A 13,066-nucleotide genomic window follows, 5' to 3' on the forward strand; every position below is an offset into this window, starting at 1 on the left:
CATGACGCCAAAAGACAGCCCCCGCATCGCCATCGTCGGCGCCGGCATCGCCGGGCTGACCGCCGCGCTCTGCCTTGCGCGGCTCGGCCTTGGCACAACGATTTTCGAGCGGGCCGAGCGGCTGGAAGAAGTGGGCGCCGGGCTGCAGCTCTCGCCGAACGCCCTGTCGGTGATGGAGCGGCTTGGCCTCCTGCCGGCCCTGCGCAAGGTCGGCGTCGAGGCCGACCGCATCGAGCTCCTCAACTATCGCAGCGGCCGGCGGATCGCCGAAGTGCCGGTCCATTCCGCCGACGGCACGCCCTATCTTTCGATCCACCGCGCCGACCTCCAAGCGGTGCTTGTCGATGCCGTGAAGGCCGAGCCGTCGATCGGCCTCAAACTCGGCGCCGAGCTCAAAGCCGTCTCGGCCGACGAAGGGGGCGTCGACCTCAGCTTCTCAAGCTGCGAGGCGCTCCGGGCGGAGCTGGTGGTCGCCGCCGACGGCGTCAACTCTACCATCGTGCGGCAATTCGGCCTGGAAGGCCCTGTTGCGACCGGCACCACCGCCTGGCGCTCCACCATCGAGACCGGCGGGGCGGGCCAGGGCGCCCCGCTCGGCCTCGCGGAAGAGAGGGCTTGCCGGGTGAGCGCCTGGCTCGGTCCGCGCCGCCACGCCGTCGCCTATCCGATCCGCGGCGGGCAGGCCGTCAATCTGGTGCTGATCGCGAGAAGCGACGACGCACCGGCCGCGGCGGACCGGCTGCCGGCGGAATTTTCCCGTTGGGACGAAGGCCTGACGGCGCTGATCGCCGCTGCGCCGCCGCCGACGCCCTGGCCGCTCTACGCTGCCCCTGCCGCGCGCCCCTACACTGTCGGGAACGGCCGTGTTGTCCTGATCGGCGATGCCTGCCACGCCATGGCGCCCTACGCAGCGCAGGGCGCCGGCATGGCGATCGAGGACGCCGCTGTGCTCGCGGCGGTGATCGCCGGCACGGACGATCTGGAGGTGGCGGCGAGACGCTTCGAGGCCGAGCGCCGCCCGCGGATCGACAGGTTGCGGGGGCGGGTCGGCTTCCACCGCTTCGTGTACCACCTCCCCTTCCCGTTCTCGATTGGGCGCGACACGGTTCTCGCTTTGCGACCGCGCGACGCGCTGCGGGCCGAACTCGCCTGGCTCTACGACTGGCGCGCCCCGGACTTGACCGCCTCTCGCGGCGGCTGATCCTCCCAATCGTTGCTCCCTTGCGGAACACCTCGCCGTCCCTGGCCGTTCGAGGGGAACCTGAACCGCGCGGGAATCTGCGTGCGGTCCTGCCCGGCACTTGCCGGGCGGCCGACGCCGGGACGCGGAACGGTTAGCGCAAGGGACGAAACGCGAAGGTCACTTCCATATGTCGAAAATCACTCGCGGCAGCCGGTTCATCGGCTTTGCCGCCCTCGCCGCATCGACGGCCCTCACCGGGCCGATCGCCACGCCCGCTTACGCCGCGACGAATGCGCGCGTCATGTCCGCCGAATTCGTGCCGGCCGAGAGCACCGCTCCGGCCGGAGAGCCAGCGACAATCCTGTTGGCGCAGGCCGACGAGGCCCCGGCGGAGCTGAAGCGTCGCCGCAAGCAGGATCAGGAAGCCGGCGGCGAGCGCCAGCCGAAGGCCGAGAAGCGCGCGCCCAAGGCCGAGGCGCCTGAGCCGAAACAGCGGCGCCAGCAGGCAGCCGAACCGGCGCCGCAGCGTGAGCCGCAGGCTGCCGCGGAAAAGCCCGCCGCGCCGGAGCGCAAGCAGCAGGCGGCGCCCGAGCCGGCGGCAGCGGAGGCCGAGCCCCGCAAGGCTCGCGAGGAGCGCAAGAACCGCAAGCAGCCGGCAGCCGAGACGGCAGCCCAGCCCGACGAGGCGCCGCGGCAGAAGAAGGGCCGCGACAAGGCGGCAGAGCCTGACGCCAAGGCCGCGGCCTCGCAGGAAAAGCCGGCCAAGCAGCGCAAAAAACCGGCGGAAGCCGAAAATTCCGCGGCGAAACCCGAGGCAAGACCGGCCAACGAGCCGGTTCCGGAGGAAAAGCCCGGCAAGAGCGCGCCCGATGCGCCTGTCCCGGCTGCCGCGCCGTCGAAGGACGACGCCCGGCAGAAGCGCCGCGACCAGCAGGCAGGCGAGGATCGCCGGCCGTCCAAGGATGCCGCGGGTGACAGTGCGGGCGACCGCGGCCAGGCCGCCGAGGCTCCGGCAAAGCCGAAGCGCCAGGAGCCTTCGGGAGCCGACGCCAATGCCGGTGACGCCCGACAGCAAGATGGACAGAAGCCGCAGCGGGCGGACCAACGCGGCGAGCCCGGCAGACGGCCTGAGGGCAAGCCGGAGCCGGTGCCCGCTGCGACGCAGAACCAGAAGGTCGATCCCGGCCGGATCAATGCCAGCGACGCCCGCGTCCAGAAGCTTCAGGAACCGGTAAAGGTCACGCCGATCACCGAGGAGAAGGGTGAGCGGATCGAGGGCCGCGATCGTGGAGACAGGCGCGGCGACAGGCGTGCCGACCGCGATCGCCGCGACAGTGGCGACAGAGACCGTGACGGGCGCGACCGGCGGCCGGAGGACCGTTTCGACGGCAGGCTTCCGGACAACGTCAAGGTGGTCAAGCGCGACGATGACGGGCGGCAGATCCTGTCGATCATCGGCGCCGCCGCCGCCGGAGCCGTGGCAGGCGGTGCGGCCGCCTATTTCATCAAGGGCGACGATCACGACCGGCTGTCCCGCAATGCTCAGGACACCTATTACGAGCGCCTGCCCCGCGGCCGCACCCGCCAGACGATCGTCCGCGAGAACGGCGTCCAGGTGGTGACCATCACCAACAGCTATGGCGACATCGTCCGCCGCTCGCGCATCATGCCGGACGGCCGCGAGGTCGTGCTGTTCTACGATCCCTATTCGGAGGACGATCGCCGGCCGACCTACGAGCTCGATCCCGGCCGCGACCTGCCACCGCTGCGGGTCGACATTCCGCGCGACGAATATGTCGTCGACGTCGACCGGCCCGACGAGGATCTCTACTACCGGACGCTCGTCGCCCCGCCGGTGGAGACCGTCAGCCGGATCTACTCGGTCGACGAGGTGGTGCGGTCCGAGCGCATCCGCGACAAGGTCCGGCGGATCGACCTCAACACCATCAACTTCGACACCGGTTCGGCGGAGATCGGACGCGATCAGGCCGACACGCTGGAAGCCCTCGCCGATGCGATCAAGGAGGTGGTCGACAAGAATCCGGCCGAGACCTTCCTGATCGAAGGTCACACCGACGCCGTCGGCAGCGAGATTTCCAATCTCGATCTCTCCGACCGGCGGGCCGAGTCGGTCGCCTCGGCGCTGACGCAGTATTTCGACGTGCCGCCGGAAAATCTGGTGACCCAGGGTTACGGCGAATCCGACCTGAAGGTCGACACCCAGTCGGCGAATGCCGAAAACCGGCGGGTCACCGTGCGCCGCATCACCGCGCTGGTGAAGCCGGTGGAGACGTCGCAGAACTGACCGATCCCGGGCTCGCGACGCGAGCCTGCGAGTACAGGTGAAAAACCCGCCGGGCCGACGCTTCGAAGGAGGCGCCGGCCCGGCGCTTTTGAGAAGGAGATTTCGCCATGGCTTTGAAAGACCGGACGATCATCGTCACCGGTGCCGCATCCGGAATCGGCCGGGCCATTGCGCTCGAGATGCGAGAGGCGGCCATGTCGTCGCGATGGACAATGACGGCGAGGCGCTCGAAAAGCTCGGCGAAGCGGCGATTGTCGCCGATCGCCTCCTCACGCTGACCGGCGACGTCGCGAGCGAGGCGGACGTCGCCGCCTGCATCGACCGGGCGGTCGGCCGCTTCGGCGGCATCGACGGGATCGTCTGCAATGCCGGCATCATGAAGCGGCTGCCTGCGGCGGAGTTGTCCTACGAGGACTGGCGCCGCGTCCTCGACGTCAACCTCTCCCAGAGCTTCCTCTTCGCCAAGCATGGCGGCGCGGCCCTGCGCAGGAGCCGTGGGGCGATGCTGCTCGTCGCCTCGACGAGAGCCTTCATGTCGGAGCCCGACACCGAATCCTATTCGGCGACCAAGGGCGGGCTCTTCGCCCTCGCCCATTCGCTCGCCGTCAGCCTGTCGCCGGAGGTCCGGGTCAACGCGGTGGCGCCCGGCTGGATCAACGTCTCCGGCGAGGAACTGCGCGAGGTCGACCACGCCCAGCATCTGGTCGGCCGGGTCGGCGAGCCGGAGGATGTAGCGAGGGCCGCAGCCTTCCTTCTCGACGGCGAACAATCGGGCTTCATCACCGGCCAGACGCTGGTCGTCGACGGCGGCATGACCCGGAAGATGATCTACGCGCACTGACGCCGCAAGGCGTCTGCGCGCGTGCTGCGCAGACCGGCTCAATCGTCGTCATCGTCCGGCTGACGGGCCTGTTCGGCCGACAGAAAGTCGCCGAGTGCCGTCAGCGGCTCGACATAAGTGGCGAACACCTTGATGCAGACCATCAGCGGCACGGCGAGGAACATGCCGACCACACCCCAGATCCAGCCCCAGAAGGCCACCGCCAGGAAGATGGCAGCCGCATTCATTTCCAGTCGTCGTCCGACGATCATCGGCGTCAGGAACTGGCCTTCCACGGTGGTGCAGGCAAGGTACAGCAACACCGGCACCGCGGCGCTGGTGAGGTGGCCGAACTCGGCAAGAGCGATCACGCCGACGAGAGCCATTCCCATGATCGAACCGATATAGGGGATGAAATTGAGCAGCGTCGCCAACGCCCCGAAGACGACCGGCGTCGGCATTCCCACCCACCAGAGGCAGGCACCGACGGCGATGCCGAGGCAGATGTTGATCAGCGTGATGGTGAAGAGATAGCGCGAGAGTTCCCGCTCGATGTCGTGGGCGATGTGCAGTGCGCGCTTCTTGTCGGACAGCGTCGGCATCGCCCGCACCAGCTTCTGATAGAACAGGTCGCCGGAGGCCAGAAGAAAGAACAGGAAGATCAGCGAGAAAGCGATCGAAGCGACGATCTGCGGCGCGGTCTGCGTGACGTTGTCGAGGAGACCCGGATTCTTGACGATCACCTCCTGCGGCTTCTGGTCCTGGGGCTTGTCGGACGGGCTTTCCGCAGCGGCCTGACGCACCTCCTGCTGGGCCGCCTGGAACCGGTCGAGCCGATCGCGAACCGCACGCATCTCGTGGTCGACCGCCGCCGCGTAACGCGGGGCGTTGTTGACGAGATTGGTGATCGGGTCGCTGAGCATGTAGAAGCCCAGCATCAGCGTCATCAAGGATCCGACGACCAGGACGAGCGCCGAAAGCGGCTCCCATATTTTCAGACGGCGCCGGAAGAACCGCACGATCGGGCTCATCACCAGCGCAAAGATGATCGCCAGGATCACCGGCAGGACGAAGCTCGCAGTCAGATAGAGCGCGCCGAAGAGCAGGATGAAGAAGATCCCGATCACGGCCCAGCGCGGACCGCTTTCGAAGTTCTGCGTATTGACGAGGCCGATGGTCGGGGAGATCGTCGTCGAGCGCTGGTCGCTCCGCCTGCTCGCTTCTTTTTCCGACGACAATTTTACCCCCAGCCCGGCTTCTCCGATCAACGGAAAATGATGGCGATCGTTCCACCAGATTGTCGCCACAATCGCCTGGAGCGCGTCCGGCTCATGGTCGCCGGGAGTGAAAGCGTTGCACGCCTGTCTATCTGGAAGCGGGAGAACGCACGCGACCTCCCATGACAGCAGGTCAGATGGTCTTGGTGGAGCGAAGTTTGCGCGGTGATCAGCGAACCTCTCCCCAGCGAAAGACCGAGACAATGAACGGAATTTGTCATGTTTGAAGATTTCGACACACGCGTCATTCCCGGCGAGGGTGCTGAGATCTTCTGCCGCATCGGCGGTGAGGGTCCGCCGCTGCTCCTGCTTCACGGCTATCCCGAGACCGGCGCGATGTGGGCGCCGATCGCTGGACGACTCGCCGAGCGGTTCTCCCTCGTCGTTCCGGATCTTCGCGGCTATGGCCGCTCGTCGGTGCCTAAGAACGACCCGGACAATCGCGCCTATTCCAAGCGGCAGATGGGCCGCGACATGGCGGCGGTGATGACGTTGCTCGGCCATGAGCGCTTTGCCGTCGCCGGACACGACCGGGGCGCGCGGGTCGCCTATCGGATGGGCTTCGACATGCCGGAGCGTCTGACGAAGCTCGCGGTCCTCGACATCGTGCCGGTGGCGGAAGTGTGGGAGGCGATGGACGCCGCGGAGGCGATGGCGATCTATCACTGGCCGTTCCTCGCGCAACCCCATCCGCTGCCAGAAACGCTGATCGGGGCGGATCCCGCCTATTATCTGCGGCACACCCTTGCCAGTTGGGCGGGCTCGCGGTCCCTCAACGCCTTTGCGCCGGAGGCTCTCGCCGAATATGCCGAGCATTTTTCCAAGCCCGAGCATGTGCATGGCGCCTGCAACGACTACCGCGCCGGCGCGACGATCGACTGGCGGCTCGACCGCGAGGATCGGAAGGCGGGGCGGAAGATCGCGGTGCCGATGCTGGCGCTGTGGGGCGCCGGCGGCATTCCCGGCAAGGGCGAGAACCCGCTGGAGATCTGGCGCCGATGGGCCGACGAGGTGAGCGGCGGGCCGATCGAGGCGGGGCACTTCCTCGTCGAGGAAGCGCCGGACGCGACGCTGGCGGCGATGCTGGCGTTCTTCGGATAGTCCGGCGTTGAGTTGAGGGGCCGGTCATTCTCGACCTGCGGGCCCGTCTGCCAGATGCCAAAAAGGGAGCACGAACGTGACGTGCTCCCTCTTGATGATGCGACTTGCTTCCGCCCGGCGCCTGGCGCGCCGGCCGGTCCGTCAGCGACGGTTGCCGGTCTGGCCCTGCTCGATCGCCGTATAGGGGATCTTGAAAGCGGAATCCTGGATGTTGCCGCCTTCCTTGACGTTGTAGATCATGACCGTGGTCTCCTTCCCCTGCTTGTCGCGGATGGTCCACTGTTTCAGATCGTAGCTCGTCGGATCGAACATCATGGTGATGCGCGAATTGCCGAAGACCGAGCGATCGCCCATGACGATCGTCGTCAGGTCCGGATCTTCCTTGATGCTCTGGATGTTCGCCTGGGAGAGGTTGATGCGCCGGTCGAGCAGCAGCTTCATCGGCGTCTGCGAGAGCGGATAGGTGTCCCAGGTGTTGAGCTTCTTGTTGTTGATCGCGACGGTCGAGCCGTCGGCGATCACCCGCAGGGGGGCGTTGGCGTAGTCGAAACGGACCTTGCCGGGTCGCTCGATGTAGAACTTGCCTTCCGACTGCCGGCCGTTGGAATCGAACTGCACGAAGTCGCCGTGCATCGAGGGGATGGCGGCGAAGTGATCGGCGATCTTCTGCGCGGCGGCGCTCGCCTGCGCCTGTGCGGCCGGGACAGCGGCGGCAAGGCCGAGGGCTGCGACGGCGCCGGCGATCAGCGCGCGGCGCCCGGCAGTGCGGATGGAATGAAGGATCGTGGCCATCTTGATGCGGCTTCCTCTCTTTTCGAAGTGCGCCCTTCGACGTCTCGCCGGTGGTCCGGCTTGTCGCTCTTTCGCCCGGTCGCTCCGGCCGTCGAGACGGGCCGGTCGGCGGGCTGCTCGCGGGAATGCTCCGCCAAGCTATGTCGTGAAGGTTTCCTCACGCTGCAATGGGGCCTAACCATGGCGCGACACCGCGTCGCCGCCCGGATGAGGCGGCTTTCGCGGTGTTTCGCAGAAGGCCTCTCCGGAAAGTGAGCCCGCAGGGCGAGCGTGGAGCGGCCCGGTCAGCCGCGGGCCGCGGACGCCGCGGCAAAACCGCCCTCGAGGTCGGCCTTGAGGTCCGGAACGTCCTCGAGGCCCACCTGCAGGCGGATGAAGGTGCCGTTCCCCGGTCCCTTGCAGATCGTCCGGTCGCTGAGATCGACGGCGACGGCAAGGCTCTCGTGGCCGCCCCAGGAATAGCCGAGGCCGATCAGCCGCAGAGCGTCGAGAAAGGCCGCCGCCTGGTCGAAGCCGCCCGGCAGCAGGAAGGAGAACAGGCCGGAGGACCCGGAGAACTGCCGATCGTAGAGCTCGTGGTCGAAGAAGGAGAACAGCGCCGGATGGCGCACCTCCGCGACGTCGTCGCGGCTTTCGAGCCAGCCGGCGAGTTCCAGTGCCGAGGCCTGATGCCGCTCCAGCCTTACACCCATGGTCTTGAGGCCGCGCAGGACGAGATAGACGTCGTCCGGCGCGGCGTTGACGCCAATCTGCATCTGCGTGTCGCGCAGCCGCTTGATGGTCGCCTCATTCGCCGAGACCGAGCCCATCATCACGTCGGAATGGCCGCCGGGATATTTGGTGAGGGCGTGGATCGACAGGTCGACGCCATGCTCCAGCGGCCGGAAATAGAGCGGCGTCGCCCAGGTGTTGTCGAGCATGGTGACGGCGCCGCCGGCGTGGGCGGCGTCGCAGACGGCGCGCACGTCCATCACCTCGAAGGTGTTCGATCCCGGTGCCTCGAGAAACACCACCTTGGTGTTCGGCTTCATCAGCTCGGCGATGCCGGCACCGACATGCGGGTCGAAATATTCGATCTCGACGCCCATCCGCTTCAGCGTGCCGTTACAGAACGTCCGGGTCGGCGTGTAGACGGAATCAACCACCAGGAGATGGTCGCCGGCGCCGAGAAAGGCGAGGAGCGGGATGGTGATCGCGGCAAGGCCCGAGGGCACGAGGATCGTGTCATGGGCGCCTTCTAGCTCGCTGAGCGCCTCCTCCAGAGCCTTTGTCGTCGGGGTGCCGCGTAGTCCATAAGTATAAGGCAGCGACTGGCGCTTCTTCATCGCTTCGGTGGATTCGAACAGCACTGTCGATGCATGAACCACCGGAGGATTGACGAATCCGTGCATGGATCGGGGATCGTAAGGACCATGGGCCAGAAGGGTATTCGGGCCGGATTGCCGGGTGTTTGTGCGATCGGTGGTCAATGGTTCGTCCTCATGACTATTTTGTCTGCAGCAACGACGGTTTCGCCCGGTAAATTTGCGGAAGAAAATACCGGCAGCTTGACCTGATTAATTTTTTGTCATGGAATTGCCGCGGTTGGTGAGGGTGCTCGAAGATTTTCAGCGGCGCCGCCGCCGCCGTGCCGCCATAGCAGCGGTGCGGCCAAAGGTACAACGATAACCCAGATGGGGAAGGCTTCCTGATGAATTCCAAGCTTCTGACCGCCGTGCTCGGTCTGACGATCGCAGGGCTCGGCGCCGGTGCGGCTTCTGCACAGACGCTCGGCACCGTGAAGGAGCGCGGCCAGCTTCGTTGCGGCGTCAACACCGGTCTTCCGGGCTTTGCGTCGCAGAACGACAAGGGCGAGTGGCAGGGCCTCGACGTCGACTACTGCAAGGCGGTCGCGGCGGCCGTCTTCGGCGATCCGTCGAAGGTCCAGTATTCGCCGCTCTCGGCTGTCCAGCGCTTCCCGGCGCTGCAGAACAACGAGATCGACATGCTGGCCCGCAACACCACCTGGACGATGGATCGCGACACCACGCTCGGCCTCGCCTTCGCCGGCGTCAACTACTATGACGGCCAGGGCTTCATGGTGAAGAAGGACCTCGGCGTCAATTCGGCTCTGGAGCTTTCCGGCGCCACCGTCTGCGTCCAGTCCGGCACCACCACCGAGCTGAACCTTGCGGACTACTTCCGCACCAACAAGATGGACTACAACCCGGTGGTCATCGAGGCCCAGTCGGACGTCAACTCTGCCTATGACTCGGGCCGCTGCGACGTCCTGACGACGGACGCCTCCGGTCTCGCCGCCTCGCGCCTCGAGCTGAAGAACCCCGACGACAACGTCATCCTGCCGGAGATCATCTCCAAGGAGCCGCTCGGCCCGGCCGTCCGCCAGGGCGACGACCAGTGGTTCAACGTCGTCAAGTGGACGCACTACGCGCTGCTCGACGCCGAGGAGCTGGGCGTCACCAAGGACAATGTCGAGGAGATGAAGAGCTCCGACAATCCGGAGATCCGGCGCCTGCTCGGCCAGGACAAGGACTTCGGTGCCTCGATCGGCCTCTCCAAGGACTGGGCCGTCAACATCATCAAGGCCGTCGGCAATTACGGCGAGATCTTCGAGCGCAACATCGGCGTCGATACGCCTCTGAAGATCCAGCGCGGCCAGAATGCCCTGTGGACCAAGGGCGGCATCCAGTACGGCATGCCGATCCGCTGATCTGACCTCATGTCCGGGCGCCCCCTTTGCGGGGCGCCCGTTTCAATCGTGGCGAAGCCGTCAGACCAAGGTCGTTTGCGCAAGGGACGCGCCGCAGGGCGTGAACCCGAGGGGCCGCGCTTTTGCGGTTTTCCAGCGCTCTACAGGAGTTCGTCGCCATGAGCGTCGAGACACAGGCGGCCCCGCGTGCCGTGCGCGGATCGTCGATCCTCACCAATCCCACGGTGCGCAGCATCGTCATCCAGGCCGGGCTGATCATCGGCCTGGTGATCTTCGTCTGGTGGATCGTCACCAACACCGCGCGCAACCTCGCCGAGGCCAACATCGCCTCCGGCTTCGGTTTTCTTTGGTCGCGCGCCGGCTTCGACATCGCCATCACGCCGATCGCCTATTCGTCGAACGACACCTACGGCCATGCGATCGTCGTCGGCATCATCAACACGCTGATCATCTCGGCGGCCGGCATCACGCTCGCCACCATTCTCGGCTTCGTCGTCGGCATCGGCCGGCTGTCGGGCAACTTCCTCATCCGCATGCTGTCGACGGTCTATGTCGAGACCTTCCGCAACATCCCGCCGCTGCTGGTCATCCTGTTCTGGTATTTCGGCGTCCTGTCGGTGCTGAGCGGCCCGCGCGGGCTCGAAGAAAACGTCTTCGGCGTCTATCTGACCAATCGCGGCCTGCAGGTTCCGAGCCTGGTCTTCAGCCCGGTCGCCTGGGCGACCCTCATCGCCTTCGTCGTCGGCATCGTCGCGACCTTCGCGCTGTCGCGCCGCAACAAGGCGCATCAGCTGGCGACCGGCGAGCGCAAGCCGCTGCTGTGGCCGGCGCTGGGCCTGATCATCGGCCTGCCGATCGTCGTCTTCCTCGTCACCGGTCTTCCGGCGGAGCTCGAATTTCCGAAGGCCAACCGCTTCAATCTTGCCGGCGGCCTGCAGATCCGGCCGGAATTCATCGCGCTGTGGCTGGCGCTGTCGATCTATACCGGCGCCTTCATCGCCGAGATCGTCAGGGCGGGCATCATGTCGGTGTCGAAGGGGCAGAACGAGGCGGCCTCCGCGCTCGGTCTCACCCGCGGCCAGGCGCTGCGCCTCGTCGTCGTGCCACAGGCCTTCCGGGTGATCATTCCGCCGCTCACCAGCCAGTATCTGAACCTCACCAAGAACTCATCGCTCGGCCTTGCCGTCGGTTATCCGGAGCTCGTCGCCGTGGGCTCGACGGTGCTCAACCAGTCTGGTCAGTCGATCGAGGTCGTGTGCATCTGGATGCTGGTCTATCTGACGATCAGCCTGTCCGTGTCGATCTTCATGAATTGGTTCAATTCGAAGATGGCGCTGGTCGAGCGCTGAGGGGACCGATCGATGGAAGAACAGGTTTTCCAATACGTTTCGAAGGAACAGAAGGCGGCGCTGCCGCCGCCCGAGAGCGAGGTCGGCGCCTTCGGCGTCGTGCGCCGCAATCTCTTCGCGACACCGCTCGATTCGGTCCTCTCGATCGCCGCCGGCATCGTCGTCGCCTGGGCCGTCTGGCACATCTTCCAGTGGGCCGTTGTCGATGCGGTGTTTACCGGCTCCGGCCGTGAAGCCTGCCTGGTCGAGGGCGGCGGCCATGGCGGCGCCTGCTGGGCCTTCATCGGCGCGAAGTTCGAGCAGTTCATCTTCGGCACCTATCCGATCGACCAGCGCTGGCGTGTCCTCATCCTGATGGCGGCGCTCGTCGTTCTCGTCGCCGGCCTCGCCATCCCGAAAGTGCCCTACAAGCGGCTCAACGCCGTTCTCCTGTTCGGCGTCTTCCCGGTGGTCACGCTGGTGCTCCTCACGGGCGGGCGCTTTTCCTTCTCCGGTGGCGGCATGGCGGTGCTGTTTCTGATCGCCGCCGGCGTCACCATCGCCGACGTCTCGTCGGAACCGCAGGTCGGCACCCACAGCATGCCGGTGAAGATTGCGATCGGCGCAGCCATCCTGTCACTGATCGCGCTCGTCGTCGCACGGCTGGTCGACGCTCGCACGGTTGTCTTCCTCGATTTCCGCTTTTCCTGGCCGTCGTTGATCTCCTTCCTCGCCTCGCTCGCCGCCCTCGGCGCCGTGCTCTATGCCGGCTTCATGGCCCGACGCGACGGCGGCAACGTCCTGCGGATGTTCTTTCCGGCAGCGGCGGTGGTGCTGTTCCTCTTCCTGATGTCGACGAATTTCGGCCTCACCTATGTGCCGACGCATCTGTGGGGCGGGCTGATGCTCACCCTCGTGGTGGCGCTGTCCGGCATCGGCGCGTCGCTGCCGCTCGGCGTGCTTCTGGCGCTCGGGCGGCGGTCGCAGATGCCGGCGGTGAAGCTGCTGTCGGTGATCTTCATCGAGTTCTGGCGCGGCGTGCCGCTGATCACCGTCCTCTTCATGGCGAACTTCATGCTGCCGCTGTTCATGCCGGAAGGCGTGACCTTCAACCAGCTGCTGCGCGCCTGCGTCGGCGTGGCGCTGTTCTCGGCCGCCTATATGGCAGAGGTGATCCGCGGCGGCCTGCAGGCGATCCCCAAGGGCCAGTACGAGGGCGCCGACGCCATGGCGCTCACCTACTGGCAGAAGATGCGGATGATCATCCTGCCGCAGGCGCTGAAGCTGGTCATCCCCGGCATCGTCAACACCTTCATCGGCCTCTTCAAGGATACGAGCCTGGTCTACATCATCGGCCTTGCCGACCTGCTCGGCACGGTCAGGCGCGGCTTCAACGATCCGGCCTGGATCACCCCATCGACGCCGGCGACGGGCCTGATCTTCGCCGCGTTGCTCTATTGGGTCTTCTGCTTCTCGATGTCGCGCTACTCGATCTATACCGAGCGGCGTCTCGACACCGGTCACAAGAACTAAAAAACCAAGGACCTCCT

Annotated in this window: 11 protein-coding genes; 8 read left to right on the forward strand and 3 right to left on the reverse strand. The window is 66.2% G+C overall.

Annotated features, from left to right (window positions below; translation table 11 throughout):
- The first annotated feature begins 1 nt into the window (after position 1).
- The 3 genes from E3C22_RS07840 (at position 2) to E3C22_RS07850 (ending at position 4,329) form a co-directional block, all read left to right on the forward strand.
- Positions 2 to 1,201 (forward strand): FAD-dependent monooxygenase, encoded by a 1,200-nt coding sequence (locus E3C22_RS07840; protein WP_134761446.1) that lies wholly within the window; start codon positions 2 to 4, stop codon positions 1,199 to 1,201.
- Between the two features lie 169 nt (positions 1,202 to 1,370).
- Positions 1,371 to 3,488 carry an OmpA family protein gene (locus E3C22_RS07845; protein WP_245514841.1) on the forward strand — a complete coding sequence of 706 codons (2,118 nt, stop codon included), beginning with the start codon at positions 1,371 to 1,373 and terminating at the stop codon, positions 3,486 to 3,488.
- Between the two features lie 205 nt (positions 3,489 to 3,693).
- Positions 3,694 to 4,329: an SDR family oxidoreductase gene (locus tag E3C22_RS07850; RefSeq protein ID WP_206026920.1), complete on the forward strand. Its 636-nt coding sequence runs from the start codon at positions 3,694 to 3,696 to the stop codon at positions 4,327 to 4,329.
- Positions 4,330 to 4,367: 38 nt separating this feature from the next.
- On the opposite strand, the gene E3C22_RS07855 is transcribed toward E3C22_RS07850, so the two are convergent.
- Positions 4,368 to 5,900: an AI-2E family transporter gene (locus E3C22_RS07855; protein WP_245514842.1), complete on the reverse strand. Its 1,533-nt coding sequence runs from the start codon at positions 5,898 to 5,900 to the stop codon at positions 4,368 to 4,370.
- Positions 5,901 to 5,921: 21 nt separating this feature from the next.
- On the opposite strand from E3C22_RS07855, the gene E3C22_RS07860 reads away from it, so the two are divergent.
- The gene (locus tag E3C22_RS07860) at positions 5,922 to 6,686 is read left to right on the forward strand and encodes an alpha/beta fold hydrolase (RefSeq protein WP_245514843.1); all 765 of its coding nucleotides are present in this window, start codon (positions 5,922 to 5,924) and stop codon (positions 6,684 to 6,686) included.
- Positions 6,687 to 6,827: 141 nt separating this feature from the next.
- Here the strand turns inward: E3C22_RS07860 and E3C22_RS07865 are convergent, their stop codons facing one another.
- Together E3C22_RS07865 and metC are read right to left on the reverse strand one after the other, a co-directional pair.
- Positions 6,828 to 7,478, reverse strand: a complete 651-nt coding sequence (locus E3C22_RS07865; protein WP_134761448.1) for an outer-membrane lipoprotein carrier protein LolA — start codon at positions 7,476 to 7,478, stop codon at positions 6,828 to 6,830.
- 284 nt (positions 7,479 to 7,762) lie between these two features.
- Positions 7,763 to 8,869 (reverse strand): cystathionine beta-lyase, encoded by a 1,107-nt coding sequence (metC, locus tag E3C22_RS07870; protein ID WP_134761449.1) that lies wholly within the window; start codon positions 8,867 to 8,869, stop codon positions 7,763 to 7,765.
- A gap of 21 nt (positions 8,870 to 8,890) precedes the next feature.
- On the opposite strand from metC, the gene E3C22_RS24445 reads away from it, so the two are divergent.
- The 4 genes from E3C22_RS24445 to E3C22_RS07885 all read left to right on the forward strand — a co-directional run bounded on the left by E3C22_RS24445 (position 8,891) and on the right by E3C22_RS07885 (position 13,049).
- Positions 8,891 to 9,034, forward strand: coding sequence for a hypothetical protein (locus E3C22_RS24445; protein WP_167591685.1), 144 nt, complete (start codon positions 8,891 to 8,893; stop codon positions 9,032 to 9,034).
- Positions 9,035 to 9,168: 134 nt separating this feature from the next.
- Positions 9,169 to 10,188 carry an amino acid ABC transporter substrate-binding protein gene (locus E3C22_RS07875; RefSeq protein ID WP_134761450.1) on the forward strand — a complete coding sequence of 340 codons (1,020 nt, stop codon included), beginning with the start codon at positions 9,169 to 9,171 and terminating at the stop codon, positions 10,186 to 10,188.
- A 158-nt stretch (positions 10,189 to 10,346) separates the two neighbouring features.
- Positions 10,347 to 11,537 (forward strand): amino acid ABC transporter permease, encoded by a 1,191-nt coding sequence (locus E3C22_RS07880; RefSeq protein WP_134761451.1) that lies wholly within the window; start codon positions 10,347 to 10,349, stop codon positions 11,535 to 11,537.
- A 12-nt stretch (positions 11,538 to 11,549) separates the two neighbouring features.
- A complete protein-coding gene (locus tag E3C22_RS07885) occupies positions 11,550 to 13,049 on the forward strand; it encodes an amino acid ABC transporter permease (protein ID WP_134761452.1) in 1,500 nt (499 codons plus the stop codon).
- Positions 13,050 to 13,066 lie beyond the last annotated feature (17 nt).

Origin of the sequence: Jiella endophytica (assembly GCF_004519335.1) — a bacterium.
GTDB lineage: Bacteria > Pseudomonadota > Alphaproteobacteria > Rhizobiales > Rhizobiaceae > Jiella > Jiella endophytica.

Bases quoted from the DNA above. Each gene is read 5' to 3' on its own strand.
- E3C22_RS07840 (WP_134761446.1), top strand. From the start codon at position 2: ATGACGCCAAAAGACAGCCCCCGCATCGCCATCGTCGGCGCCGGCATC.
- E3C22_RS07845 (WP_245514841.1), top strand. From the start codon at position 1,371: ATGTCGAAAATCACTCGCGGCAGCCGGTTCATCGGCTTTGCCGCCCTC.
- E3C22_RS07850 (WP_206026920.1), top strand. From the start codon at position 3,694: ATGGACAATGACGGCGAGGCGCTCGAAAAGCTCGGCGAAGCGGCGATT.
- E3C22_RS07860 (WP_245514843.1), top strand. From the start codon at position 5,922: ATGTGGGCGCCGATCGCTGGACGACTCGCCGAGCGGTTCTCCCTCGTC.
- E3C22_RS07865 (WP_134761448.1), bottom strand. From the start codon at position 7,478: ATGGCCACGATCCTTCATTCCATCCGCACTGCCGGGCGCCGCGCGCTG.
- metC (WP_134761449.1), bottom strand. From the start codon at position 8,869: ATGCACGGATTCGTCAATCCTCCGGTGGTTCATGCATCGACAGTGCTG.
- E3C22_RS24445 (WP_167591685.1), top strand. From the start codon at position 8,891: ATGGGCCAGAAGGGTATTCGGGCCGGATTGCCGGGTGTTTGTGCGATC.
- E3C22_RS07875 (WP_134761450.1), top strand. From the start codon at position 9,169: ATGAATTCCAAGCTTCTGACCGCCGTGCTCGGTCTGACGATCGCAGGG.
- E3C22_RS07880 (WP_134761451.1), top strand. From the start codon at position 10,347: ATGAGCGTCGAGACACAGGCGGCCCCGCGTGCCGTGCGCGGATCGTCG.
- E3C22_RS07885 (WP_134761452.1), top strand. From the start codon at position 11,550: ATGGAAGAACAGGTTTTCCAATACGTTTCGAAGGAACAGAAGGCGGCG.